The sequence below is a fragment of the Sphingobacterium humi genome, from assembly GCF_009768885.1.
GTDB lineage: Bacteria > Bacteroidota > Bacteroidia > Sphingobacteriales > Sphingobacteriaceae > Sphingobacterium > Sphingobacterium humi.
Genome location: NZ_WSQA01000022.1, coordinates 1 through 26,639 on the forward strand (window position 1 = coordinate 1; position 26,639 = coordinate 26,639).

Here is a 26,639-nt window from a genome sequence, read left to right on the forward strand (position 1 = left end):
ATAATCAGAAACTCCCTGTGGAATAATAAGGGGCATGAGGGCTTTAAATGAATCGTGCATCTGGTAAAATTTCAAACACGAATATCCGATTATTTTTTGTCCTCTCCACAACTTTTGTACATGATCCGGAATAACCCTATAGTATCGGGATGTCAAATTTGGCAACTATGTCATTTATCATTACGTATAAATCCACTGGTTTAATGGTATCATCTTGCTTAAAGGCATAATGGAATCTGAAAAACATATCATGAACCTGTTCAAACACAAAAGAATTTTGAAAAAGATCCATTACCGTTTTTTTGACGATATCAAGAATATCTGCCCTGAAACTTGAAATGGACACATTGGCATTATCCGGACGGTCATATAAAGTGACAACAATATGTTCTGACTCTGAATTTTGGTACCAGGTTTCTACTTTACTCCAGAAGCCGTCCCATTGTTCGTCAATAAATTTAGGAATCAATTTGTGATGTGCAATACAATTATAAATTCCTTCAACAGACATAACTGAAAGATATCCGAGCTCAGTCGGTTGATTATTGACTCCCAAGGACTCTGTAACTAGCCCCAAAACAATCCCCTGTTCCGTAATTACTGGTCCTCCACTAAATCCACCTCGGGCCATAGTGGACAATATAAAATGCGGATGTCCACCAGTATATTTATCAACAATGGTATTGACTTCGCATTTAGCAGAAATCAATAATGGCTTAGGGGAAAATGGAATAGGAGGATAACCCATCACAAGGACATCTGACAAGACATATTCATCGCCTAACCAATCATCTAAATGGTCTCCCAGAATTAAAGCCGGTGCTTTAATATCAGGAACAAGTATTGCCGCAACATCAATATTTTCATCAGGATGCAAAAATGGTCCTTTAAAAACAGCAGTAGCCTGTGGGGTATATTCAAGATTCGCTCGGACCATTCCTGTCGTTCTGCTATCTTGAAGTTTGTAATAAGCTCTTTGATACGTAGTGGTACCAATTTCTTTTATGGTACAATTTTCCACAACATGTTTCGCAGTGATAAAAATTCCCTCTCCAATATGAAAACAGGAACCAATACTTTCATTTCCGTTTGCCAAGGTTACAGCTATATATCCCACCCCAGAAGCGAAATTATCATACGCATACTTTAGTTTATTACTATTTCTAAGCCTATTTTGGTCATCTAAATTTTCATCCATAAATAAATATTATTCAAAAACTAAAGATACATTTTATTCAAAAAACATTTATCCAGGTAGATAAGGACAATCCAAAAGAACACCAGAAGTTATGAAGCATGGGCATACCTGGATTTCAAGACCACTGATGAACATGGGAACTTCCAGATCAATAAATGAGTTCAATTACAAGCTTGAACAAAAACTCGCGGAATACAAGATCATAGGAATTGAATATACACAGGCCAAGAATCAACTTATGGACGGCCTCCGTATATAGGAGGAACAATTTGTATTAATATTTTCTCACATAATTTCTCTGATTTAGCGAGTAGGTTAAATAGCATTTATCAAAAAAAAAAATATTCAAGGATATGATATCCAATTAGTGGAATCCGAAGTGTTTATACCGACTGAAAAAGTCAATTAACATAGCAATGAGATGAGAATAGCTTAACTGTAGATTTTTTTAATTTTAATATTTCATCTTTTTAGTTTGCTTTTTTTATGTTTTGTTGGTTTTGTACAAGTATCGTTTAAGAGTGAAGTGTCTTTCAATTGATTTAATCGCCTTAAATCTTCCAAAAAAGAGTTCGAGTTCTGTACCAAAGGGATCACTTCAAGGGACAAGTCTTAAAAACAAAGATTTGTCCCTTTTTTATTCCCATATAATTTACTGATAATCTGCCAGATATTTATTTACTTTAAAATTGTCTTTGGGGTTCGATGATTGACACCAAATTATTTAATACAGAATCGACAAAAAGTTATGTATAAGATTATAACAGACAACAAAAAATATGCTAGTAAGTACCGATGGATCGAAAAGAAATAAACGATAAATTGGCAAAAGAACTATACATATTTAGCGGACTTGGAGCAGACGAAAGAGTTTTCCAAAGACTCGACTTTTCTGGCTTCTCGGTGACTTTTATAAAGTGGCTTGAACCGCTGGACAGAGAGACAATTGAAAATTACACAACTCGACTTCTCGACCAAGTTACGACAGTAAACCCAATTCTGATAGGACTTTCTTTTGGAGGAATGATTGCAGTTGAAGCCGCTAAACAAATCGATACAGAAAGAGTAATATTACTTTCTTCCGCAAAAACAAAACACGAAATTCCATTTTATTATCGTTTTGCTGGGAGCCTTAGCCTTCATAAACTGTTACCAACATGGACTTTAAAAAAGCCTAACATATTGACAAACTGGTTTTTCGGAACCCATTCAGCATTTGACAGACAACTTTTAAAGCAAATTCTAACGGATACTGATGCTGACTTCTTGAAATGGGCTATTGACAAAATTGTATGTTGGAAAAATCGAACTCTACCAATCAATATCTTTCATGTTCACGGAACAGATGACAGGATTTTACCCTTAAAATTTATAGCGTACGATAAGGCCATCAAAAATGCTGGGCACTTAATGACGCTTAACAGAGCCGAAGAACTAAATAAAATAATACTGCAGGAGCTTGAAGAGAAAGAGCCCTAATATTCTCTTACATGATTACTATATTGTAACCGAAAAAGGAATGCTTATATGGCCGAAAATGCTTTATTGAAAAACATCTTAAAACATGTAAATCTTACACAAGATGAAATTTCAACTTTCGAGCGTTTTTGGACGGAGAAAACACTGGAAAAGGGAGACTATCTCCTACGTAATGGCGATACCTGCCGTTATGAAAGCTATGTCGTTTCGGGAGCATTAAAAGCATTTTACATCAACGCTGACAATGGCAATGAGGAAATCTTGTTTTTTGCTATTAAAGACTGGTGGGCCACTGACTTATATAGCTTTTCCAGACAGAAGCCATCCATATACAACATACAAGCCATAGAAAGAACGACCGTTTTACAAATTAGCCATTATTCTTTTCAGCAATTACTAGTTGAAATTCCCCGTTTGGAGCGGTACTTTCGGTTAATATTGGAAAGTTACCTAGGCGTATTGCAAAAGAGAATTATCTACAACAATGTGTTCGATGCAGAAAGCAGATATATTGCCTTTTTGGAAAACTATCCCAACATAGCGTCCAAAGTACCCCAATATTTGATTGCATCCTATTTGGGGGTGTCAGCAGAATTTATAAGCCGTATAAAGAAAAAATATAAACCGTCTTGACCTACATCAATTTTTCCTAAATCAATTACCGTCAATTTTGCTTTATAAAAATTAAGAAGCAAATGAAACATCACCCTATTTTTCAGAACACCATTACCTGGAAGAAAGAATTGATTAACCGGACGGTAGTTGCACCCATGTCACGTGTGAGTGCTACTGCGGAGGGCTTGGCTACGGACGAAATGAAGGACTATTATTCCGCATTTGCAATTGGAGGATTTGGAGTTATTATTACCGAAGGCATCTATACTGATGTATACGGTAGCCAGAGTTATAATAACCAGCCTGCACTTGTAACAGATGCGCAAATCAATTCATGGGAAAAGGTAACCCGCGCTGTCCATCAATCGCCCGCTCTTATATTTGCCCAGTTGATGCATGCAGGTGCTTTATCGCAATATAGTGAAGAAACCTTAGCCCCATCTGCCTTAAAACCTATTGGCATAAAAATGCCTTCCTTCGGTGGCGAAGGGGCATTTCCAATCCCTAAAGAAATGGACTTGACGGATATTGAAAGAATGAAGCAAGGCTTTGTCAGCGGAGCTGTAAAAGCCTATAAGGCAGGATTTGACGGCGTAGAAATTCACGGAGCAAATGGTTACCTGTTAGACCAGTTCCTCACACCGGAACTGAACCGCCGTATCGACCATTACGGTGGCACTATGCAGAACCGTTTCCGTGTTATTGCTGAAATTATTGCTGGTATAAAGGCAACTGTTCCAGAGGATTTCATTGTAGGTCTACGGGTTTCAGAGGGAAAAGTAAATGACCTTACCTACCGATGGGCACAGGGTATTGAAACGGCTAAAGAACTAGCAGCGGAAATAAAGATGAGCAAACCTGATTTTGTTCACGTAGCAGTGCAGACAGGCGAATGGGAACGGGACAGCTTTTATGGAGAAGGAGTATCATTGGCATCAGTTATCCGTCAGGCTACAAGTATTCCTGTCATTGCCAACGGTGGTTTCCACAATCTTGATAAAGCAGAAGTTGCCTTGAAGAACGGCCACGCAACCCTGATCGCTATCGGAAAAGCAGCCTTAGCAGATCCCCATTGGGTGATGAAAACCATGAACGGACTTCCCTTGATTCCTTTTCATCGTGAAATGCTATGGCCTGAGGCAACCCTCAACCATACTCGGAAAATCGTCAAAGAATTAAATCTTGAACATAGCTAGAAAGAGAACAATGAAAATTTCACAAATTAAAATTACGCCTGACGCTTATGAACCATTCCGTCTGGCACAAGGACATCGTGTAGGCGATTTATTGTTTATTTCGGGACAGACCGCCATTGATAAGGATGGAAACCTGATAGGTATTGGTGACTTTGATGCACAGGCAAAAATGGCTTTCGAAAATCTGGACAAGGTATTGAAAGCCGGAGGTTCAAGTTTGAAGAATGTCATTAAGGTCACCATCATGCTCCGAGACATGGGGAACTTTGAGAAGATTGTCGAATTTAGAGGCAAATACTTTACTCCCCCATATCCGGCAGATACTATTTTTGAAGTATCGTCATTGTTTTCGCCGGATGCATTGATTGAGATTGAAGCCATTGCTGTGGCTGATGCACTGGCAGATTGGGATAAGTAAGACGAAAATATTACCAGTCACAATAAGGAGTGGATAAATAGGATCTACATTCAACCCCATTGTTGATTTTTATATAACCAAAATAAATATGTTCTAGATGAAGACGATTTGAAAGAATTCGCCCCAAATCAAGACCATAAAAATTACCCATTCCGCTCCTTTTTTCGTAACTTAGATAGCTCACAAAACAATTAATAAAATCCTGTTTTGACGATTTTAGCTATCCTAATCATTAGTTTTATTGCTTCTTTAGTACGATCAACTTTAGGTTTTGGCGAAGCATTAATTGCAGTTCCCTTTTTCCTTTTATTCCTACCTGTAGAAGTAGCCGTTCCCCTGGCAGTTATGCTGTCTATTTTCATTGCACTGGTCGTGGTGATACAAGACCATAAAAAAATCCATTTTCACAGTGCCAAATGGCTGATTATTTATGCAATACTCGGACTGCCTGTTGGTATTTTAGTATTGACCTATGTAAATGAAACATTCGTAAAAACAGGCCTTGGCTTACTCATCATACTGTATTCAATTTATTCCCTCTATTTTAAAAATAATAAGACCTTACAAGAGGATAATAAGTTTTGGCTATTTGTATGTGGTTTTTTATCGGGAGTATTTGGCGGAGCCTACGGCGTAAATGGACCACCATTAGTCATTTACGGGAATTTAAGACAATGGAGTGCAAAACATTTTAGGGCTACCCTACAGGCCTACTTTTTACCAGTTAGCCTATTAAGTGTTGTGGGTTATTATGCAAAGGGACTGCTTACAACAGAAGTCAATATTTACTTTCTCTATTCACTGATTACAACCCTTCCGGCAATTTTTATTGGTAGGTATCTAAATCATAAATTAAAGGATGGCACTTTTTTTAAATACGTTTATTGGGGACTGATGCTAATCAGTGTAGTTTTAATTGTCAGTGCTTTACTGTAAGTAGAAACCTCGAAATTCCACTCGATTTACCTAGAAAACATCGACATTCCTAACCTTTTATTATTTGTATAGAAATTTCGTTTGAACAGAAATGACTTTTGGCTTGATCAAATGGTTTTGCTTACTCCTGGAAAGATTCAAAAAGGCCCGAATGAACAATAAGGTTTTAAAATTAAAGGGAACACTTGTAAATCCTCCATATATATGCTTTTTGAGCATTTATTCTATACATCTCATTGCAATAAAACTTATGCCTACTACACCCTAGCATCACATAGTTTTCACTAAGCCATCCTAAATCTCTCACCCCTTGCTCTCCCCTTTCTCTCCCCTTTCACACCCGTATCAAACCCCTTTGAAATGGGACATGATAGGGAATAAAAAAGGAAGTGAAATAAAAGATAATACGGAAAACATAAAACGAATTCTTTACACTTTACAACCTAGTAATAAACTAAGCTCCCTTCTTAATTTCACCACCTATCCCTGCTTAATTCCACACTAATTAAGGCACTTTATTACCTTATCCTACAAACCTTCCCATCCACACTATCTATTTTTCTTTTAATTACAAACAACATCATTAAAGAAATCTAGTAAACTGAAAATCAAATCAGTAAACTTTAGGTTGTTGTAAAATCTAGTTATTATATAAAAAAACACCATTACATTGCTATGCTTCATAATGAAGCAACACTAACATTTTAATAACCAGTTACATAAATACTCCTATCATGGGAAAATTAAAAAAATTGGCAATACTATTGGTAGGCATACTTGCATCCCAAGCTACGTATGGCCAAGTAAAAACGAGCAAAGACACAGTAAGATCGCAACAGGCGGAAAAACCCAAACAAGAAATTAAAAACGACAAGAATAACATGATGCTTAACGCGGCAGCCGACAATGGCCCTCGGGTAGTTAATATTGGCCTACCAGCAAGTGTTGGCGGTACTGTTATCTTAGAAAACGGATTACCTGTTACCTATGATTTTATGGGTCAATTGCCAACTACGGTATGGCGGCAAGATAATGGAATAGGTAAATTTGAAGTCCTAAATGTACAAAATACAGCCTTATTTGCTAGCGACGTAGGGATATCAGTTAGCACATGGTCTAACAGAGGTTCTGACAAATTTAAGGGTATCGTAGGCTTTACCACCAATACCTTTGGCCTATTGCGTGCTGATGTCAATATCAGTGGTCCAATTAAAAACAATTGGTCATATTCGGCTACTGCATTCCTTAATTTTGATCCCGGTACTTTCAAATCCAATATTGCCACCTACTTGGACAATACTAAAATTTTCAAGTTCCTAATCAATAAAAGATATACGAAAGGTCAGATTGGCATCCAATACAAGTATGCAAACAGTTCCGCTATCAACGCCAAACAAAGTCCCTACATATACCGGGAAAATGGAAAAGTAGATGCCTTACCCGGATTCCGCATCGGTAGGGATGCCTACTTAGAAGAATCAGGCAGCATCCACGCCATAGATCCACTAACCGGGGCAGCCGTGAAATGGGATGCTATGGATGATGCAGGCAGCCACTCACATGTAATTGATCTTTTAGGAGATCATACCTTCAACAAAGGACTTAAACTCGATTATACCCTGCGCTATCAGTATGCGGATGTTGGGATGTATAACCCTTATTATACAGATATTACTACTGCCGGAAATACTAGTGCAGCAAAACCTGGTGACAAGCGTTATTTCCTTGCCGAAGACCCCGCCTCAGCATACGAAGGTTATGTTCAAAATGCTTTGATGATTTTTGCGCCTAGAGCAAGTAAAAATACCGCAATGGCTAGGATAGAAATCAGTAAAAAATCAAGTAAACATCATTGGGTTTTAGGGCTCCATAATTGGTTCTATCAAGTTGACAAAGGTAATAACGCGACGTACAGCACACAATTTAGCGTTGAACCAAATCCGAGAACATTAATCTATCAGCAATATACTGCTGAATTGGGCAATGATGGTAAACCTACCGAAACCTACCAATGGAAAAACATGACGGACGGCTTTGGTAATCGCAGTTATAACCGTGCGATGCAATATTACAACGGTCGTGAAAATAAGCTGGCTGTAGTTGCTACTGAAAAATGGGATGTAAACTCCAAGCTTTCCATAAGTTTAGGCGCCAGAGCGGAATGGCAACGTATTGATGGCGACTGGTATCCCGGTAGCAGCAGACAAGCGAATGGAGAAAACTGGGTCGCAGGTCATACCAGCAACATTAAAAAGGATTGGCTTAACCTTACAGGAACTGCAGAAGCAGTATACAAAGCATTTCCGCAACTTGGAACGCCCGAAAAGCCGATGAGCCTAGGTTTCCTGGCTGACCTGATGTACATTCAGCAAGCTGGTAAATTAAGCATGTATGCCGGTGCGGATGATCCTAACATGGAGAAGTCTGAAATCCCCGGAGGATCATTTGGAATCTACTTCAACCATCCTGTAATCAATATCATTAGTAAAGTAACCAAGATTAAACGAACGAAGTTTAAAAACAATTCTACGTTCAATAAAAGAGAAGCAGATGGAAGCATAACCACCGAAAAGCAGACCATTGGATACGACGTTAATACCATTGGCTGGACAACCGACGTCCTCTTAAAACTATTCAAGGGATTTGAATTGCAAGCCTTATTAACCTTGCAAAATCCGAAATATGAGAACTACGAATTTGATGTTTTCGGAGAACACTTTAGTAATAGCGGAAATATTGCACGCAGTGTTTCCAAAACCTTAGTAGAACTTAACCCCAGTTATAGTTGGAAAAGGTATAAGCTATGGGCTAGCGCACGCTACTTTAGTAAAGAATTTGCAAACTACCCAAACACCTTGGTGTTCGCTGGACGTTGGGAAACTTTTGCAGGCTTCAGCATGAAGGTCAATAAGAATCTTGACTTTGCCTTAAATGCTGTAAACCTCTTAAATCAAAGTGGTGCCCAAGGATCAATATCTGGAACAAATACCACCACGGCCGAACAAGCAAAAGCGCTATTCGATCGTCCGCTTTCCGGCACCTACATCAGACCCTTTACCCTTGAACTTAAAACCCGGTATAGATTTTAAATTAAAAATTTAAAAACATGAAAAATACAACCATAAAATCAAAGATATTACCTTACCTATTTCTCATCACCTTCCTCAGTATAGGCGATATAGCGAGCGCGCAAAACAAAACAAATAAACAGGCAACAGACAATACCGTCATTTTTTATTTTGCGCGACATGGAAAAACGATATTAAACACTATGGATCGTGTTCAGGGATGGGCCGACAGCCCTTTAACCCCAGAAGGCGTACTTGGAGCGGAAGATCTAGGTCGCGGGCTGAAGCAAGAAAACATTCAATTTAAATCAGCATATTCAAGCGATCTTGGCAGAGCAACACAAACTACACGTTTAGTATTGGATCAAAGTGGCAATAAAAACCTATCCTTTAAGGAAATGCCTGAACTTCGCGAAACAAACTTCGGAAGCTATGAAGGCGATCTAAACAGTAAAATGTGGAACGATGCAGCACTTTATCTTCATTTTAAATCGGCAAAGGAACTATTTGAGGAATTACCCAAAAATCCATCGCTCATAAAGGATATGTTGGCGAGTTTCAAAACGTTGGAAACATTAGGAATTGGAGAAGATTATGATGACGTAAAGAGCCGTGGACAACGATCTATCCGGGAAATAGCAGAGCGGGAAGCTAAAGCAGGTGGAGGAAACATACTCGTCGTTGGCCATGGAATGGCTTTAAGTATTTTTCTATCCGATTTAGATAGTCAAGGCAAAAAGGCACAGATTGGGCATATGGGAAACGCCGCCATTTCCAAAGTGATCTATAAGGATGGCAAATTTACCTTAGAATCTTTCGGAGACATGAGCTATGTGGAAAAGGGTAAAACAGAAAGACTAGGAAAATAAATATCCAATTATTTGCCGCATTCAAAATATTCGTAATGTATAAAATAAATAGAAATATTGAATAACTTAGGATAGAAAGATAAAACAAGATCCTATGCAAGCACGAATTGAAATCCTTCAAGGCGATATTACTAAGGTAAAAGTTGATGCGATTGTAAATGCCGCCAATAGTTCTTTAATGGGTGGCGGAGGTGTTGACGGAGCTATACATCGGGCTGGCGGTCCGGCGATATTGGCCGATTGCCGAAAGATTGTTGCCAAGCAAGGAGGTTGCAAAACAGGCCAGGCGGTGATCACAACTGCTGGAGATTTACCGGCAAGCTATGTCATCCATACGGTTGGTCCGGTTTGGCATAAGGGATCGCAGGAAGAAGAGATTAAACTCGCCTCCTGTTATATCGAGTCCTTAAAATTGGCCGTGAGCCATGGATGTAAAACCATTGCCTTTCCGAATATCAGTACGGGCATCTATCACTTCCCCAAAGATAAAGCAGCGCAAATATCAATCAGCAGCATTCTTAATTTCTTGGATAAGCAGCCTTCCATTGAACGGGTTCTGCTTATTTGTTTTGATGCCGAAAACTATGCCTATTGTACAAAAGAGCTTAAGAAGCAGGAGCAAAATAACTAGCTATAATTTATGATATGACACTAACGCAAATTCATCCTAAGTTGCCGATGCGCAATAAGGAAATAACCAAAGATTTCTATGTGAATATACTCGGCTTTCAAGTCTTCGGCGGAGATTACCCAGATTACCTGATGCTAAGTAAAGATAAGATTCAACTGCATTTTTTTCTGTTCCCTGATCTTCCGCCACTTGAAAATTATGGACAGATTTACATCCGCAGCAATGCTATTGAGGAATTATACGCCCATTTTTTGGAGGAAAAAGTGCCTATTCATCCGAATGATCCGCTAAGGTTAAAACCTTGGGGAATAAAAGAATTCTCCCTTTTAGATCCAGACCATAATTTGATAACCTTTGGGGAAGATGTTTAGGGATGGCTATAAATCAGGACGCCTATTAATTCCAGGATTTTTATACCGCTTATTTACCTTTTTCATTGCCGCTGTTTGGTTGATTAATGGTTTATACTGCAAAATATTAAATCAGGTTCCCAGGCATGAAGAAATTGTGGCGCGTATATTAGGCCCCTCCTATTCACGCAGTATCACTGTAGTTATCGGTATTGCGGAAGTGCTGATGAGCATTTGGATAATAAGTCGCATTAAACCCACATGGAGTACTTGGTTGCAGATTAGCCTAGTGGCTGTCATGAATTTATTGGAGTTCTTCCTGGCTCGCGATCTCCTTTTGTGGGGACCATGGAATTTACTTTTTTCTCTACTATTTATCCTCTTTGTATACTTCCAAAGTTTTATATTGCAGGAAGAAAAAAAACAGGCATGAGTTACTTCAAAAATCACCCATTTGCAGTAGAAGCACATTTTAAGAGTTCTATTGTATTAACTTTTGCTGTAGAGCAGGAACAGTTGGCCCCCTTAATTCCATCCTGTTTGCGATTGGATACCTTTGACGATAAATGGGCCTTCCTGGCTATCGCCATGGTGCAAACAGAAGGATTGCGACCGAAGGGTTTTCCAGCTTTTTTAGGGAATGATTTCTTTTTAATAGGCTATCGGATCTTTGTACGTTATACCACGAGTGCTGGAAAGAACCTTCGTGGATTGTATATTATAAAATCTGAAACGGATAGCAAGCGCATGGAATTTGCCGGTAATTTATTTACCCATTATAATTATACAACCACAGATATTCTCCTGGAACAACAAGCAGAAAAACGAATGATAATTTCTGAAAAGTCCAATTTTTCCATTACGATTGATGATGGAGTCCAAGAAGCTCCCCTACCTGTGGGCTCACCATTTACCAGCTGGAAGGAAGCCAGAAGGTACGCAGGTCCCCTTCCTTTTACTTTTACCTATCAAGAATCCGAGCAATCGGTCTTACTCATCGAAGGCGTGCGTAGCAATTGGGAACCCAAGCCTATTGCCATCAGCGATTATCATGTTGACTTCCTTGACAAGCTGCCGATTGAAAATCCTATATTGGCCAATGCCTTTGAAATTGAAGATATTCCTTATTATTGGAAGAAAGGTAAAATAGATCGATGGAAAGCATAAGAAAACCTTTTCAAGGTGTAAGCAATATCATTCGCTTTAATTGGCATTTTTATGTGATGGCCATCTTCGTCATCCTGCTTTGCCTGCTGTTTATTCCTTTTGTGCATGAATCCCTGCGCATCATGCTCCTGGTCCTTATCGCTTTGCTAACTATACCTGTACTAGGCTCCTTACTGGTTTCTTATTATGTTTATGATGTTTCCGGTTTATATAAGCTTTCTTGGATTGCAGGAAAAGACAATCAAAACATATTGCATATTTCAGCGGGTTTTGATGAAACCAGTGCAATTATAAAAGCTAAATTCCCGGCTGCCCAATTGGTAAACTGTGATTTTTATAATGCCGATCGGCACACCGAGATATCCATCAAACGGGCAAGGTTAAAATATCCCTTAGCGGATGGTTGCATGGCCATAAACAGCACAAATTTACCCTTTGAGGATTCAAGTTTTGATTTGATCCTGGCCATCTTTTCTGTTCATGAAATACGCGACCAAGAAGAACGGATTTTATTCTTTAAGCAATTACATCGGGTTTTAAGTGATGATGGAACCATACAGGTTACAGAACATTTACGCGATCTTCCAAACTTCCTTGCCTATCAGATTGGTTTTTTTCATTTTTACAGTTTGAATACCTGGAAGCATACCTTTGCGGAGGCAGGCTTTGCACTTAAATCAGAAATTAAAGTAAACCCATTCGTTTCAACCTTTGACCTAAAAAAAGTGAATCATGGAAATCCATCTTAACGTAATAGCTATCCTATTGATTTTGCTTTCCATCATCCATATTGGCTTTCCCTCCTATTTTAAATGGAAAACGGAACTGCAATCGCTAAGCCTGATCAATAGGCAGATTATGCAAGTTCATTTATTCTTTTTAGGCTTATTGCTATTTTTAATGGGTTTATTGTGTTTCTATCAAGCAGAGGCACTTATACATTCCACCTTAGGGCAGGTAATTTGTCTAGGCTTAGGCTTCTTTTGGAGCATCCGACTCTTGTTTCAATTCTTTGTTTATTCATCGGCCTTGTGGAAAGGGAAAAGATTCGAAACCGCCATGCATATCTTGTTCTCCTGCATATGGCTTTATTTTTCTATTATTTTTTGGCTAATCGGAGTACAGGTTCTGTAAAGGGATAGTAAATAAATACTTATCTTTATTTACTAATCATATTAATTAACCCATGACTACTCAGGAGGCTCAAAGAATAGGCATTAGAAAAGCTATTGCTGCTGTATTTATTGGATTGTTAGTGGCTCAAGTCATTATGACCCTCTTTTCTACTTCGGATGGTAATTTCTGGCATGGCTTCTTTTGGTTTGCTGACTTTGGCTACGGCTTAAATATAGCCGTGGCTGTGCTTGTTTTACTCTTCTTAGGCTATTTATTTGGTCGCTATGCGGGCAAAGCTATTTTAATACGGGGGAAGAGTTGGGTGTCGGTAGGTTTAATTGGCGGCCTATGTGTATTGCTATTAACAGCCTTCAGTTCAGGCTGGGTTGGCTTTTTTCAGGAAGGACTGGATAATAACTTCCCCTATGGTTCAACTACGGAAGAGCCCTTCTTAGATTATATCGTTAAACCCTTTTTCTGGGTCAGTTTAATCGGTTTTATTCCGGCGCTTATCGTCGGCTTGTTTTGCGGATATGCCATCCACAAAAAGAAAAAGGAATAGAATTTGTTGCAAGTAGTGAAAGGAGATAGACCTATGAACCCATTACGAGAAACCATACAACAGTATCGAGAAGAAGGGAATGATGCACTGCTGCATGAATACCGCTTTAAACATAATGGCCGTTATGAATGGGGAAAATCCTTTGACAGCAACTATTGGAAACGTCGGGATTTGCTCTTTGAATTGTATAAGGAGGTAAGTCCTAAAGACAAAGCATTATTGCGCTGGCTAATCGATCAAGAAATTGAGGGCGCCCTAGAAGCTATGATACCCCCTTATTTAATGGATGTTGCCGCATTCTTATTGTACAAAGTAATGGATAAAGAGGATATTGATGCCTTGTATGCAGCTAAGTTTGCTGGAGGCACAGATCATCATGTCTACCTTGATGTGGAGTTGCTGTTCGGCCATGACCGCGAGCAGATGAAGACATTTCTAAGAACGAACCAAGAGCAGCAGCCCTTATATGCGGAGATTCTGAAGACCATTGACTCTTATGAAATAAACCCGAATGCCAACTTTAAAAGTAGAGCCGATTATGTGAACTACTTTGAAACCCGCAAAATAAACATTATTAAAAACGATTTGGAGAGTACCGCTAAGTATTACAAATAAAAGCATCCGCTCCCATTGATAAAAAAAGGCAAACTTTAGGTAGTAAGTTTGCCTTTTTGCTTATGCTGTTTTATGGTCAAAATAGACGATAAATTGCGTTGGATTCAGTCCCCGATGATCCTTTAAGCATTTTGCGAATTTCCCGTAGGATGAAAAGCCACAGTAGGCCGCTAAATAAGCCAGTTTAAAGCTTCTCGCCTGCTCGGTATCCCGCAGGTAATTTTCTAGGTAGGCTATGCGCAGCATATTTACATAATTTGGAAAGTCCTTCTTCTTATTCTTATTGATAATATAAGAGAGGTACTTGGAATTGCAACCGATTTCTGCTGCTGCTGAGGTAATAGAACAAGCAGGATTTAAGAAATAGCGCTGTGATTCCCAATCTGTTAATGCTGCTAATAGCTTTTCTTCAGTTTCGGTACTCATGTAAGTTTTTGACCGAATAGGTTCCATTTTTGTTATCATAATATTGGAATTTTGTAGTTAGTTCTTCAGTTTATTATTCTTTTTCCAGGCTCAAATAGTAGCCTTGGTTATTTTCTTTTCCATCTACAAGGTCTTCGATATAGCCTTTCTTTCCTTTCTCTTCGAGGTGTAATTCTTCGTAATCTTTCGTATATAGGGCATTTGGCACCACATTGATATCGAAGATTAGCTCTTCCTTATCCGTATTGGCGAAGTTGCCATACAGCTCTACCCATTGTTTTACATAGCCTACATTCTTGCGGCTGTTAAAGGTTAAGTTAATGCGGCCAAGTTCACCCGGAGGCACTTTCATGGTACTCGATTTATTGATGACGATACAGCCACAGGAGCTGATGATATCTTCCAGGATTAAGGGCGCTTTGCCGGTATTTTTAATGGTAAAAGAGATGTCAAGATCTTGCCCGGTAAGCAATGGATAGTAATGTCGATCGTTATCGATGATTGCTATGGTGGTATTTTTTTCTTCTATAGCTGCACATGAAACCAAGAGGTAAATGAGGAAGCCGTAACAATAGAATAGTTTTTTCATATGTCTATAATTTATTAAGGAAACACTTGTATTTCATCAATGCCTAAGCGTGCCGGCTGTTGGTTTATCCGAAATACTTTCAATTCACATGGCAATTGCGGGTTGATGTTGCTGAGGTTGATGCGAAATGTAGCGTAATCAGGCTGCAAGGTCATCCCATCCTGCTTTATTGTTGCCATAATTTTATTGTTTTGCCATAGTTCTAGCCTTGCTGGGGCTGTATAGGCGTGTTTTTCATTCAACAGAAACCTAATTTCCATGCTTTTCTTCTTTTCAAAGGCATGTGCTGCAAATGATATAAAAAGGTCTTGATTTGATGTGAGCCAGCCTTGATGGAAATCGGATGGAAAGCCTAGGATACCATCTGCTAGGATAGCGGTTGGATAATGATCTCCTTTGCTATCGATCAGCTTTAGGATATGTTCTTTTTTTAGCGTGTTGACAGCTTGGTTTAAGCCATCATAATTCCGCCATTGTTCGATATATTGACTTATAGCTCCATCGGTTTCTTTATAAACTTCCAGAATACCATCATTCAAGGCTTGGTCTAGCTTGTTTACTAAACTCAAGGTAGCAGGCTTCACCTTAACCTGATTGTTTCTATTCTCAAATGCCCCTGAGGCTTGTAATCCTCGCGTATAAGCAATTTGTAATTGGGTGTAGGTAAATCCGCCTAGCAGTTTATTTAATCGTTCTTGCTCCTCTTTTGAAGCTGTAGGTGCCAAGGCAGTTAACTCTTGGCAAAGCTTTAAAAAGTTTACCGATTTAAAATAACTTCGCTCAACATCGTCAAACCCTAAGTATAATGAATAGGGTTTCTTCTTCGCCAGAAAGTCTTTTTCTAGAGATAAGTAATACGCACTTAAGAGCTGCTGGCTCTTTGGATAGAACTTCGCGAAATAAGCGTGGATTAGTTTTTCTAGGGATAAATCCTGCTGAATTAATAAAGCACTACTTACGTAAGTTTTCAGATCGTCGAAGCTGCTGTAATCATAGCCGGAAGCATTGATAAATACCCCCTCAATGCCAGCATTTTTGAAATGCTTAAGCTGCTCTTGAAATATGGACAGCGTAGGAATTGGCGTTAAATAATCATCAAAATTGGATGCATAATCCCAAAGATAGATCCGATTGGTTTTTAGCCTCCAGGCCTGCAATTGCTTTTGGAACTCTTTGTATTTTGGATTACCGTCCAGCTGTGCTGTTTTCGGCAAGTTGATGCTGCTGAAAAATATACCCGCATTTGGTGCTAAACTATATTTAGAGGGCTTATTCACCGAATGGTAAACAAGGGTATAGAATTGATGCTGCGGAAAGTCCTTTGCCAACTTATTCAATAAATAGACAACGGCGGATGCAGCATTGCCTTCCGTATTGCCTAGGTCTTGACAACGGTTGCAGGTACAAGCGATCTTATTATCATTCGGAGCAATCATAAATTTTAAGGAATCCTCTCCTTCCTCGGTATAATGCTCTTGAATATGCGTCTTAATTTGCTGATACAGGTTATCACTGCTAAAGCAATATTGTTCCTTCGTTAACTTGCCATGACTATGCGCCCAAATGGAATCATTCTCGACAAGGATCTTATGCAGATTATGACCCCATATCGGCCATTCCTGATCTAAGTTTTGCGTACCTATGACAGCCGCATAATCAGGATCTGTATTGGGTTGGTAATGTGGCTCGCGGTAATTAAAGTCAAAGCTGCGACATTGATCCTTGAATTCAACATAAGCTGGCGGCAGATCATCGGCTAGAATGGACTTCACTTCTTGGCTAATGCGCTCAATCAATTGATAAGACATCCAAATTGAAATATCCTTACGCTGTACCCGAAGATGAATGATATCCTTCGTATGCTTGATGCAATAGCTATGCGGCAAGTCAGCAGCAACTTCCAGGTGGATCTGTTTGTATCCCTCCGGAATCTCATCCCCTAATGTTCCATTGATAATGATTTCTTTGTCAGCCGATCGCTTCGACAACTGATTATACAGATAATCACGCCATTGTTCGCTTGCGGCATCTTCCTCGGCAGTAATGACATAGCCCTTGGCTTTGAGGTCCACAAATTCACTGTGACAAGCTGAAACCATAATCAGCAGATGGAGTAAAAGGATATTAAAACTTAACATTGAGTTGAAAATACAGGTTATACAAGTTTCTATACAGCGTCATGTCAACAGGGCTTTGGAAATTATACCAGGTTCCTAGAATGTTTGCCGCTATATTTTTCGTCAGTAACCGTCCTGCACCAGCACCCACCATACTGTTTAGTACGGAGAGGGTATTGATGTATTGATAGTCTAAGAGTTCTATATCAGGAGTAGAACCGATGTTTGCCATAGCTAGTAAGTAATTCTTCGGATGGTCTAAACTATACCTCGCTTGTAAGGCCGCATTGTATAACCATTTCTGTTGCACAAAGGATTGGGTAAATTTTCCTTGCAGCCTGAATTGTCCCAAGTCTTTTCCTACAGCAGCAATTACAGAACTTAAGTTCATGCCATCGTAAAACTCACGGTATCCGGCGCCGGCTTCGATTTCCCAATCTTTAGGCAAAGTTCGAATAATTGTTCCATTTGCGCTATATTTTGGAAAATACTTATTTGCATAACCCACATCGATGCGTGTAGACCATAGGGGCGACCAGATTCTCCCCCATTCTACTTGCCCTTGCAAGCCTCTACCTTCTTCCCGACCAGAGTATAATACCCTCCCGGTGAATGAATTCGGCTTTTGAATGGTTGTGTACTCCAGCATAGATATGGTTTGAATGCTGTAATTATCGCCAAACCGAGCTCTGTTATGACTTAGTACCAGCTCGTTGTTATAGGATTGATGCTGTAAATATTTCAGATTACTCTTGAATTCATCCAGTTCCATTAAGGATGGTTCGTAGAAAGACTGGTAATAAATCGCCGAATCATATTGCTTTAGCTTTTCGTAGGCAATGCCTTTTAGGTACTTTAACTCCTTGTCCATCGGATGGTAACTCAGCCCTTCGTTTGCAATTTTGATTGCCTCCGTTGATTCCTTTTTCTCTAATAAGGACTTACTGTAATCGTATGAAGATTGCACAAAGGTTTTTACCACCAAATCATTGTACGGGTTTTGCTGCACTTCTTCCTTCATCATGCCATACACATCGGCAACGGGCGTTCCATGCTGCTGCATGGCCATTACTAAATGTACCCTGAACGTACTGTCGTCTGGATAGGCATTTTTCGCACGTTCAGCAAATTGCATCAGGAGCTCCTTATTCTTCATTTGATGCGCCAGGTTTATACCATACATCAGCGCCTGCTTGTTACTCGGGTCAATTGCTAACCATCGGTTCACCCAGTTTAAGGAGGCCAGGTACCTGTTAGACTCATTGCTTTCCTTCACAATCTGCATCATCATATCGTTATAGCCCGAAAGGTAATAGAACTGCTGATTCTCAGGAACGCTGCGGAACAACTCTTCATACACATTGACCGCTTGATCAACCTGCTGCATGCGCATCAATATGCTTGCTTTTTTAAGGGTATAGGTCTGATTCGAAGGATCTAAGGCTTTCATCCTGTCTAGCATATCAATTGCTTCCCGGTATTTCCCCTGTTGGAAGTAACTGTTTTGCAAGGCATTGTTCAAGTAGTCACGGTATTCTTCGGTAGCAATAGGAATAATCATTAGGATTTTTCCTTCTGCGGTTGCCCACTCTTCGGCACCCAGATGATCCTTAATCTCCTGCGCTATAAAGCCCACATAAGCCTCCCTAAGATCCATGTCATTTGGATCATTCAGGTACATGGTTTTAATAAGCTGGGCTTCTTTTTGCTTATCATTTTTTAAGCGATAGATGCTCAGCTCCTTCGCCTGTAGGGGTTTCGACATGCCTTTAATTCGAGCGTAACTACGCAGTTTATCCAAGGCCTCATCGTATTGCTGCTGCGCAATCAAATGGTTGAACACCACCTGAAAGGCTTCCTCATTTCCCGCATCGCCTTCTAGGATCTTCCCATACAAGATCGCCGGATCGTTATCTTTTGCCGACCGCGCTGCTTCTAACAGGAAGTAATTGTATTGGGAACTGGCGCTTCCGCCCATTTCCTTTTGCAGAAAGGCTAAGATTTCATCATAGCGTTTATTATGTTCCAAGATGGCTACCTTTTTATCGGCCAGGCTTTTATTGCGTGGGAAGTTGTTCAGGCCGCGCTCGGTACTTACAAGAGCATTGTTATAGTCGCCTGCTTTGATGTAACCATTGATTAAGTCCAAGTATACTTCCAGGTTTCTAGGCTTTTCCTGCAGTAGGAGTTTATTGATTTCAATGGCATCGTCAATCTTGCCGGCTTTCCGTTTGTCGTTGGCCGTCATTTCCATTTGGTAGTTGACATCGCCTTGGATAACGCTGTCGCCAGGGAATACCTGTGAAATTCTCTTCAACAAACGATTGGCTTCGACCTCATTCCCTTGTAAACGATAGAGTTCAATCTTTTTGCGCCATAAGCCACGCCAATACGGATTAACCTCCAATAGTTCATTCACGAAACAGATAGCACTGGAATAGCGTTTGGTTTCCGTTTCAACGGCCACGAGCAAATGGCGGGCATCGACACTAGATCGGTTGTACTCCAACGCTTTATTCAGCTCATAACGTGCTTTATCATACTGTTTGGTCAACACGTAATATTTCCCCAACAGCATTTTTAAGTCGCCATCCTTCGGATAACGTTTTAAGCCTTGCTCAGTAATAGCCTTAGCTTCTTTATATTTTCCTTCCCCAAAGCGTTTATTGATGTTTTTTACCAGATCATCCTTATCACTGATTTGCAATAGCTCCTGCGCATGCAGGCTTTGGCCTGGAACATAGCCGCTTAGCTGAATGGCAAGCAGCGCTAAAAAAAGGCCTTTATGGATAGTGAATATTCTTCGATTCATGTTTTTTAACTAGATAGTACTGATTAGGATTAAGCGACTTCCGAATTGGCTGTAGGCTGGAATCCTTGGCGCGTCATGGTTCCCCACTTAAAGTTTTTCTTGGTCATGAATTGCCAATAACCACGAAGCGAGAAGATGACGATAAAAGGGTGATACAAGAACGCTTCAAAGGAAGAGAATAAGATCAGCTTTAAATACTCGCTAAAAGATTTGTATTGTCGCTTGATGGAGATATCGAACATAATGGTTAAGGTCGATATACTGATTCCGATCAAATACACATAGAGTAGCATGAGCCAGAAGGTTGCCGGATTAATTTGCTGCGTATAGACTTGAAAGAGCAGGAATAAAAACCCTGAGATTTCAATAATAGGCGCCAATAATTCAAAGAAGAAGGCATAAGGCATAATAATTAACCCCATACGGCCATACTTTCTATTGAAAAGGAACTTCCGATGGTTCACGAAGATTTGCAATAAACCTCTGCCCCATCTTGTCCGCTGCCGCGCCAATACTTTTAAGTTTGGTGGCCCCTCCGTCCAACAACAAGAAAATGGGGTTTGCACAATGCGATACGGTTGATGGTGTTCGTGTTTATAGGCTATCATACGCAGCGTCATATCCATATCTTCCGCATGCGAGTACGGATCAAACCCACCGCAATTAATTACGGTCTGCCGTTCGAAGAGTCCGAATCCTCCGGATACGTTAGGAACAGCATTCAAGGCTGACCAGCCCATTTTCGCTACCAGGTAAGAACGCAGGTATTCGGTTTCCTGAAAAGTCGGGATAATCTGTTTTGGAGGTTTAACCCTAGTAATGACCCCTTGCTCGATGTCACAGCCATTGGCCATCCGCATGGTGGCTCCCACGGCAATTACAGGAACATCAGAATCCAGCACCGGCAGAATTACTTTCGCTAAAGTATCCGATGCTAAGAAGCAGTCTACGTCGGTATTGATGAAGTAGTCGTATTTAGCCACATTCACACCGGCGTTCATGGCATCGGCTTTCGTCCCGCCATTTTCTTTATCAACCACGATTAAACGTTCGTATTTAGGGTTGAAAGAGCGAAACACCCGCTTCATCGGCTGACAGGACACTTTATTGATATAAGCGTATGGCACCTCGACCATATCAAAGTTATCGACCAGTAATTCCAAGGTATCATCAGTACTACCGTCATTTACAACGATTACTTCAAAGTTTGGATAATCTAAGCTCAATAGCGATTTAACACTATCGATTACAATTACCTCTTCATTATATGCTGGGGCAACCACAGAAATGCCTGGGGCAGTTTCCGGATACTCAGTCAGCATTTTTTCTTCTCGCTTGGTATATCGTATCCTATTCCGAAGGATATTGAAGTAACCTAATATCGCCAGGGTCAGGTAAATACAGGTAATACTGGTCGCGTAGAAGAATATGGCATAGCCATAAAAGGAAAAAAAGATGTCATGCATAGGTTTGGCGATTAGAGATTAAGTTCCAGTATGGTAAGTAACTTGATCAAATACTTTTTTATCAAATCCATTTGCATGCGTGGCAAAGCTTTTCAGCACTTGATTACCTTTGTTTCCAAACTGCTGAATGCAATAAGCCAAATCAATTTTACGCTCTTTATCGTAAGAGATCATATACAAACCGGTCAGGTACTCCAGCCCTTTGTCAGTTTTAAACTGTGCGATACTGTGAATGATACTTTTCTGTACGTCTTTATTCGTCAAATCATACAGGCCGATTAACTGTTGTTCAGCTTCGCCATAATTAAGTTTACCCAGCGTTTCAATAATGGCTATTTTCACCGCGTTGGAACTGTTTTGCTCCAGCATGCTGCTCAGAATAGGTGCTGAGTCTACCTGATTGAAGAACCCGATTTCCTTAATGATAAATGCTTTAAACGCATCGTTATTCGAGTTTCTAACATAACGTGTCAGCATAGGCAGTGGCCCAGACTTCGAACGACTCGTTAAGAAGTGATGGATGATGACTTCATCCAAGGCGTTGAAATCGCTATCAAAGCTCTCCTCTAAGAATTTAAACGGATCGTTTGTATCATATTGCATTACCGCGGCACGGGCGTGTTTCCTCAATCCCTTATCTTTGTGGTAAACGGAACGCATCACAATGGCTCCGGTAAAGCCGTTTCCTAAATCGTCTAATTTCCGTAGGGCTTCCCTTCTTTTTTTGGAACTTCCTGATTTAAGCTCGTTCTCCCAAAATTCCGGAATACCATACGATTGAATTAGGGTTTGCACGTTATTCTGATTGATAGTCTGATTAGATTTACGTGCATTGCTTAACAGATCAATAATAATATCCGTAAAGATTAATTTATCCCTACGCCTTTTCACCAGCTTAATAGAGTCAGCAAGGCTATAGGCAATTTCTTCTTTGGAATGGTGATACGGATCAAAGATGATATCATTGATTCGGTTTCCCATTTTAGACTCAATACGATTTTTCCTTTTTTCATTCACCCGATAATACCAGTTGATTGCTAAGAAACGGATGAGACTGAAGAAATAAATAAGCAAGAGAATTGAAATCAAAAGTACAGTCAGGCGGATAATAAATGGATATCCGAGAAACTTGCTTTCCAAATAGAAAACATAGTACTGTATGTAATAATTCAAGTCCATAATTAATTTGTTTTAGTTATGATGAATACTGTTTAGTTCTGCTTTTAGGTGATCTCTAAAACGAAGCTCCTCGTGTTTAGATTTCGCTTATTCAAAATTATTAAGGGATTGAAGAAAAAATATCTCAAAACGGCGATAAGACGACCATCTAACAAAATAAGACAGGGACAAGAAATGGTTAACGCACTGTAAATCAAGTGAATGAAAAGTGTAGCGTTTTATCTACAAAGCGTTATCCGTTTTCGGAAAAAAGAAAGAAATAGGGTGATTTTTCGGAATTTACATAAAGATTTGAGGCATGGACATTACCGGATTTTTACATCTTTCTATTAAGAATAAGACAATTTGTTCAATAATTCACGGATTGAACCCTGTTATCTCGATATTTTTTAACCTAGAGTCGTTAATATTTAGCAATATTTCATGAAAACAGATCAAACAGCACTTGCTAAAAATGGAAAATAAGGGAGATAGTCTCAAAAATCACCCGCTAAGACAGGCGAATAGACCAAATGTCCACCACTATGAGAAGAGAAAAGAGAGAAAAGCTTAGGCTTGTTGCCGACTTTTAAGGGTATCGATATATTGGGAAGGCGTTTTTCCCATAACAGATTTAAAGGCAATCGTGAATTTACTGTGCGATGAAAAGCCAGCCATCTCCGCCAGATAGGCCAGTTTATATTCCAATAAGGAACTGTCTTCTGCTATCCGATCAATGAGGTATTGCACCTTCTTATATTGCAGATAATGGTTAAAATCCATGTTCCTGTATTTTTTAATAATAAAGGACACATACTTTTGATTGGTGCTCAATCGGATGGCCAGTTTATTTAAGCTGATATCCTTATCCAGAAAAAAGTATTCTTGCTCCAAATCGGCAAGTTCTTTCACCAATCGGCTTTCCGTTTCCAGCGCTATATTAAACTCTGTATCGTTTGCCGAGGCAATTTCTCGAACCAATTGAAGGGGCACTTCATCGGGCTTTGGCACCTCTTTCTTAACTACAGGGATATATCGTGGTTTTTGAATCCGTTTGTATCGATATTGATAAATAAACAGGGAAACCAAGGAAATACCGCAGATAGAAACGATCCACCAGAACAGTAATTTATATTTACGCGCATTGATTAGCTCCATATTAAGCTCCTTGATCAGGTGCGAAGACACCTCCTGTCCCAAAATATTCTGCTTATTCAGCACGCTTAATTTTAGTTCGTAGTAATCATTGGCTACCGTAAGGTTATCAATGGCTTTGTAATAATTAATCGAAGTTTGGTAAAGTTGTTCTTTCAAATGGATGCGTTCCGTTTTAGCAACATAGGGTTCCAACAATTTAATATAGTGCCCACAGGAATCAAGCATTCCTTGCCGCAGGTAAACTTCCGCCAGTCCTCGATAGATAAAAGGAAGGATAACCGTATTCTCGGGTTTCAGGAAAGTCAAGCCATGGCGAAAATGCATTATCGCTCTTCTTGGGTCGTTGTTTTCCAAAAAACAGGTGCCCAGTATTTGTTCATTCCGAGCGAGCACCAGTCTCGCATTGCTTTTCTCCTTATCTAAGGACATACTGATAATGCGCGCACTATCAATCAGGGGGATGGCCTGTCGGTAGGCTTTATTCCCCACTTTAAAGAGTGCTTGTTCCTGTAATAGGTTAATTTTTGCAAACTGCTTTTTCTCCGGGTCTTTAATGAAATCACAGGCGTTTTCTGCCGATTCCATATAATGAAAAGCTTGTTCATGAAGTCCTAAAACCCGAAAAGTGGCAGCAATAAATATCGATATGTTAGTTTTCCATTCCGGGAGGCCGGTCAGGTTGGCAATTTTCTCAGCCTGTAGTGAAGCTTTTAAAGACCCTGCGTAATCAGAAACCCCAAACAATTGATGCGCTTTCAGCATCAGTTTATTAATTTCTTCATCAGAGCCTTTGGCCGCCATATTTGTATAAGGAAGGTTTCCAGCCTTCTTATCGGTGGCAAGCTCATCATAAATCATATGATATTCATGGCTAGCCTGATGCCTTTGGCCATATCCGAGGTTTGCTAAGGTCAAGCTGCAGCATAGCAAGAGTAGCGTTTTGTGTTTCATAACATCCTACTTCAAGATTGTTTTTTCTCGATATTCTATGGGGGAACAACCCATTTCTAAATTAAAATTCCGATAAAAGGAGGCTCTGGAATTAAACCCACATTGCAGGGCAAGTTCTTCAATATTACTATCAAAGTCTTCCTGTTCCAATTGGGTACAAGCTTCTTTTATCCGTAAGGAGTTAATGACCTTTAAAAAACTCTCATTATAGGTTACTTTAAAGAATTGTAGGATGTGTTGCTTGGATATATTAAGGTCTTTGGTCATTTGATCCAAATGGAAATCGGTATCTAAATAAGTTTTTTCGGCCAGGTAATGGCTGATTTTTTCTGCATAATCTTGTTGATCCAGAGCGAATAAATTGCTCGATAACAGCTCTGCCACGCTATACTCGCCATTTATCCCGCCTGAACCCTGGTTAGCTGTATTCGAATGATTGGCTCGAATCAGGGATTTTAATAAGTAGTTAAAGCCCAATAAACCACCTAATAACATGATAAAGTATATGGTAATTCCCGAGCCATTCGAATAGGAAGTCTCCCGTTCCACCAAGCGGTTCAGGGTCATCGTTAATACGAATACCGCCAAGATCAGCACGAGAATAGCCGCGTAATAATAAGCCCTTCTTTCCATCAGCTGCCGACGTTCCACACTGATATTAAAAATAAGAATAGACAGGGGATAAAATAACCAGGATAGGCCCATGGCACTATACAAAAAGATATAATACTCCGCTCTATAATTTATTCGAAACGAGTATGAGACCAAGAAATAAATATAAAATAGCATGCCAATGCCAAACGGAATAAAATGAAGCCAGATCATTCGCTTACTAATGGGTTTCTTTTCAATAGCCCTAAAAGTCAGGAAAAGCATGGGGCCGTAGATTAGGCCAAATGGCGCTGCCGTATCGACATATAATAATCCCGGAATGCCACTCCGGAAGGTGGCCGCATAGCTAATGTGGATGAAAAGAATAACCAGTAACCAAGTCACATAGCGGATGGCCGTATTTTTTACAGGTAATAGGGATCCCAGGTAAAAGCCTAGTAAACAAACCAGCATCGTGGCTCCATATAGAAGGTATAATATCATAACTGTTTCCCCAGGTTATTCCTAAATTCTGAAGGTGATACGCCATTAAACTGCTTAAAATAACGAATGAAGGATGTCCGGGAATTAAAACCAGATAAGTTCGCCAGGAACTCCAGTTTTAAATTATCAGAGCCATTATTTAATAATTGTACGGCATAGGCAATACGATACCGGGCAACCCACTCGTAAAAATTACTCGAAAGTTCGGTATTGATTAGGTAGCTGATTTGATGTTTTGGAATTTGAACATGCAAAGACAAGTTTTCCAAAGATAAATTGGCGTCCAAATACAATTGATCATTGATCATGCTCTGATGCAATTTCTCCTTATAGATACTTATCACTTGCGAGGGCAGGTTAATGCTTGGCGATTCGTGTTGGATTAAAGGTGCGACTTCTTGTCTTTTCTTATGGCTGCTGGAACAAGCATACCAAAATATTATACCCATGGTAATAAGCATAATGGCGAAGATGACCAACATCGGATCGACATCAAAATACATGGGTGAAATGGTATTAATGGATCAAGCTGAATTCTTGGGGGGAATAGTAAAAATTTCCTAGTTTAGCATCTTTAAAGCCGAAATCCCTTGCAAGACGCCGAACGTAAATTACTATCCTTATTGATGCCCGAAGGACTTTTAGAA

Annotated in this window: 25 protein-coding genes; 15 read left to right on the plus strand and 10 right to left on the minus strand. The window is 39.7% G+C overall.

Annotated elements, in window-relative coordinates; translation table 11 throughout:
• Window positions 1-136: 136 nt before the first annotated feature.
• Window positions 137-1,198, minus strand: a complete 1,062-nt coding sequence (locus tag GQF63_RS18995; RefSeq protein ID WP_160370835.1) for a S1 family peptidase — start codon at window positions 1,196-1,198, stop codon at window positions 137-139.
• Window positions 1,199-1,993: 795 nt separating this feature from the next.
• Here GQF63_RS18995 and GQF63_RS19000 point away from each other — a divergent pair.
• The 15 genes from GQF63_RS19000 to GQF63_RS19070 all read left to right on the plus strand — a co-directional run bounded on the left by GQF63_RS19000 (window position 1,994) and on the right by GQF63_RS19070 (window position 14,220).
• Window positions 1,994-2,677 (plus strand): alpha/beta hydrolase, encoded by a 684-nt coding sequence (locus GQF63_RS19000; RefSeq protein ID WP_160370836.1) that lies wholly within the window; start codon window positions 1,994-1,996, stop codon window positions 2,675-2,677.
• A 48-nt stretch (window positions 2,678-2,725) separates the two neighbouring features.
• Entirely contained in the window at window positions 2,726-3,310 is a 585-nt protein-coding gene (locus GQF63_RS19005) for a Crp/Fnr family transcriptional regulator (protein WP_160370837.1), read from the plus strand.
• A 62-nt stretch (window positions 3,311-3,372) separates the two neighbouring features.
• The gene (locus tag GQF63_RS19010; protein ID WP_160370838.1) at window positions 3,373-4,488 is read left to right on the plus strand and encodes an oxidoreductase; all 1,116 of its coding nucleotides are present in this window, start codon (window positions 3,373-3,375) and stop codon (window positions 4,486-4,488) included.
• Between the two features lie 10 nt (window positions 4,489-4,498).
• Window positions 4,499-4,906, plus strand: coding sequence for a RidA family protein (locus GQF63_RS19015; protein ID WP_160370839.1), 408 nt, complete (start codon window positions 4,499-4,501; stop codon window positions 4,904-4,906).
• A 207-nt stretch (window positions 4,907-5,113) separates the two neighbouring features.
• On the plus strand, window positions 5,114-5,842 hold the full coding sequence (locus GQF63_RS19020; protein WP_160370840.1) for a sulfite exporter TauE/SafE family protein: 729 nt from the start codon (window positions 5,114-5,116) through the stop codon (window positions 5,840-5,842).
• A gap of 734 nt (window positions 5,843-6,576) precedes the next feature.
• A complete protein-coding gene (locus GQF63_RS19025; protein ID WP_160370841.1) occupies window positions 6,577-8,931 on the plus strand; it encodes a TonB-dependent receptor in 2,355 nt (784 codons plus the stop codon).
• A gap of 17 nt (window positions 8,932-8,948) precedes the next feature.
• Window positions 8,949-9,779, plus strand: coding sequence for a histidine phosphatase family protein (locus tag GQF63_RS19030; protein ID WP_160370842.1), 831 nt, complete (start codon window positions 8,949-8,951; stop codon window positions 9,777-9,779).
• A 94-nt stretch (window positions 9,780-9,873) separates the two neighbouring features.
• Window positions 9,874-10,410 (plus strand): O-acetyl-ADP-ribose deacetylase, encoded by a 537-nt coding sequence (locus GQF63_RS19035; RefSeq protein ID WP_160370843.1) that lies wholly within the window; start codon window positions 9,874-9,876, stop codon window positions 10,408-10,410.
• A 14-nt stretch (window positions 10,411-10,424) separates the two neighbouring features.
• On the plus strand, window positions 10,425-10,781 hold the full coding sequence (locus GQF63_RS19040; RefSeq protein WP_160370844.1) for a bleomycin resistance protein: 357 nt from the start codon (window positions 10,425-10,427) through the stop codon (window positions 10,779-10,781).
• Complete coding sequence (locus GQF63_RS19045; protein WP_160370858.1) at window positions 10,774-11,193, plus strand: DoxX-like family protein; 420 nt, start codon at window positions 10,774-10,776, stop codon at window positions 11,191-11,193. Before GQF63_RS19040 ends, GQF63_RS19045 begins: the two co-directional genes overlap by 8 nt.
• Window positions 11,190-11,927 carry a DUF2071 domain-containing protein gene (locus tag GQF63_RS19050; protein ID WP_160370845.1) on the plus strand — a complete coding sequence of 246 codons (738 nt, stop codon included), beginning with the start codon at window positions 11,190-11,192 and terminating at the stop codon, window positions 11,925-11,927. Before GQF63_RS19045 ends, GQF63_RS19050 begins: the two co-directional genes overlap by 4 nt.
• Window positions 11,915-12,676, plus strand: a complete 762-nt coding sequence (locus tag GQF63_RS19055; RefSeq protein WP_160370846.1) for a class I SAM-dependent methyltransferase — start codon at window positions 11,915-11,917, stop codon at window positions 12,674-12,676. The genes GQF63_RS19050 and GQF63_RS19055 overlap by 13 nt, the downstream gene beginning before the upstream one ends.
• On the plus strand, window positions 12,660-13,061 hold the full coding sequence (locus GQF63_RS19060; RefSeq protein ID WP_160370847.1) for a hypothetical protein: 402 nt from the start codon (window positions 12,660-12,662) through the stop codon (window positions 13,059-13,061). The genes GQF63_RS19055 and GQF63_RS19060 overlap by 17 nt, the downstream gene beginning before the upstream one ends.
• A 52-nt stretch (window positions 13,062-13,113) precedes the next feature.
• The gene (locus GQF63_RS19065; protein ID WP_160370848.1) at window positions 13,114-13,605 is read left to right on the plus strand and encodes a hypothetical protein; all 492 of its coding nucleotides are present in this window, start codon (window positions 13,114-13,116) and stop codon (window positions 13,603-13,605) included.
• Window positions 13,606-13,638: 33 nt separating this feature from the next.
• Complete coding sequence (locus GQF63_RS19070; protein ID WP_160370849.1) at window positions 13,639-14,220, plus strand: hypothetical protein; 582 nt, start codon at window positions 13,639-13,641, stop codon at window positions 14,218-14,220.
• 60 nt (window positions 14,221-14,280) lie between these two features.
• Here GQF63_RS19070 and GQF63_RS19075 read toward each other — a convergent pair whose 3' ends face one another.
• From GQF63_RS19075 to GQF63_RS19115, 9 genes are all read right to left on the minus strand, one after another.
• Window positions 14,281-14,685 (minus strand): helix-turn-helix domain-containing protein, encoded by a 405-nt coding sequence (locus GQF63_RS19075; protein WP_212592659.1) that lies wholly within the window; start codon window positions 14,683-14,685, stop codon window positions 14,281-14,283.
• Between the two features lie 34 nt (window positions 14,686-14,719).
• Window positions 14,720-15,235, minus strand: a complete 516-nt coding sequence (locus GQF63_RS19080; RefSeq protein ID WP_212592660.1) for a DUF1573 domain-containing protein — start codon at window positions 15,233-15,235, stop codon at window positions 14,720-14,722.
• 14 nt (window positions 15,236-15,249) lie between these two features.
• On the minus strand, window positions 15,250-17,373 hold the full coding sequence (locus tag GQF63_RS19085) for a DUF4838 domain-containing protein (protein ID WP_160370851.1): 2,124 nt from the start codon (window positions 17,371-17,373) through the stop codon (window positions 15,250-15,252).
• The gene (locus GQF63_RS19090) at window positions 17,360-20,164 is read right to left on the minus strand and encodes a tetratricopeptide repeat protein (protein ID WP_160370852.1); all 2,805 of its coding nucleotides are present in this window, start codon (window positions 20,162-20,164) and stop codon (window positions 17,360-17,362) included. Before GQF63_RS19090 ends, GQF63_RS19085 begins: the two co-directional genes overlap by 14 nt.
• A 29-nt stretch (window positions 20,165-20,193) precedes the next feature.
• Window positions 20,194-21,630 carry a glycosyltransferase family 2 protein gene (locus GQF63_RS19095; RefSeq protein ID WP_160370853.1) on the minus strand — a complete coding sequence of 479 codons (1,437 nt, stop codon included), beginning with the start codon at window positions 21,628-21,630 and terminating at the stop codon, window positions 20,194-20,196.
• Between the two features lie 18 nt (window positions 21,631-21,648).
• A complete protein-coding gene (locus GQF63_RS19100; RefSeq protein WP_160370854.1) occupies window positions 21,649-22,809 on the minus strand; it encodes a HEAT repeat domain-containing protein in 1,161 nt (386 codons plus the stop codon).
• A gap of 549 nt (window positions 22,810-23,358) precedes the next feature.
• Window positions 23,359-24,897 carry a helix-turn-helix domain-containing protein gene (locus GQF63_RS19105; RefSeq protein WP_160370855.1) on the minus strand — a complete coding sequence of 513 codons (1,539 nt, stop codon included), beginning with the start codon at window positions 24,895-24,897 and terminating at the stop codon, window positions 23,359-23,361.
• Window positions 24,898-24,903: 6 nt separating this feature from the next.
• The gene (locus tag GQF63_RS19110) at window positions 24,904-25,992 is read right to left on the minus strand and encodes a helix-turn-helix domain-containing protein (protein WP_160370856.1); all 1,089 of its coding nucleotides are present in this window, start codon (window positions 25,990-25,992) and stop codon (window positions 24,904-24,906) included.
• Window positions 25,989-26,495 carry a helix-turn-helix domain-containing protein gene (locus GQF63_RS19115; protein WP_160370857.1) on the minus strand — a complete coding sequence of 169 codons (507 nt, stop codon included), beginning with the start codon at window positions 26,493-26,495 and terminating at the stop codon, window positions 25,989-25,991. The genes GQF63_RS19110 and GQF63_RS19115 overlap by 4 nt, the downstream gene beginning before the upstream one ends.
• Window positions 26,496-26,639: the final 144 nt, after the last annotated feature.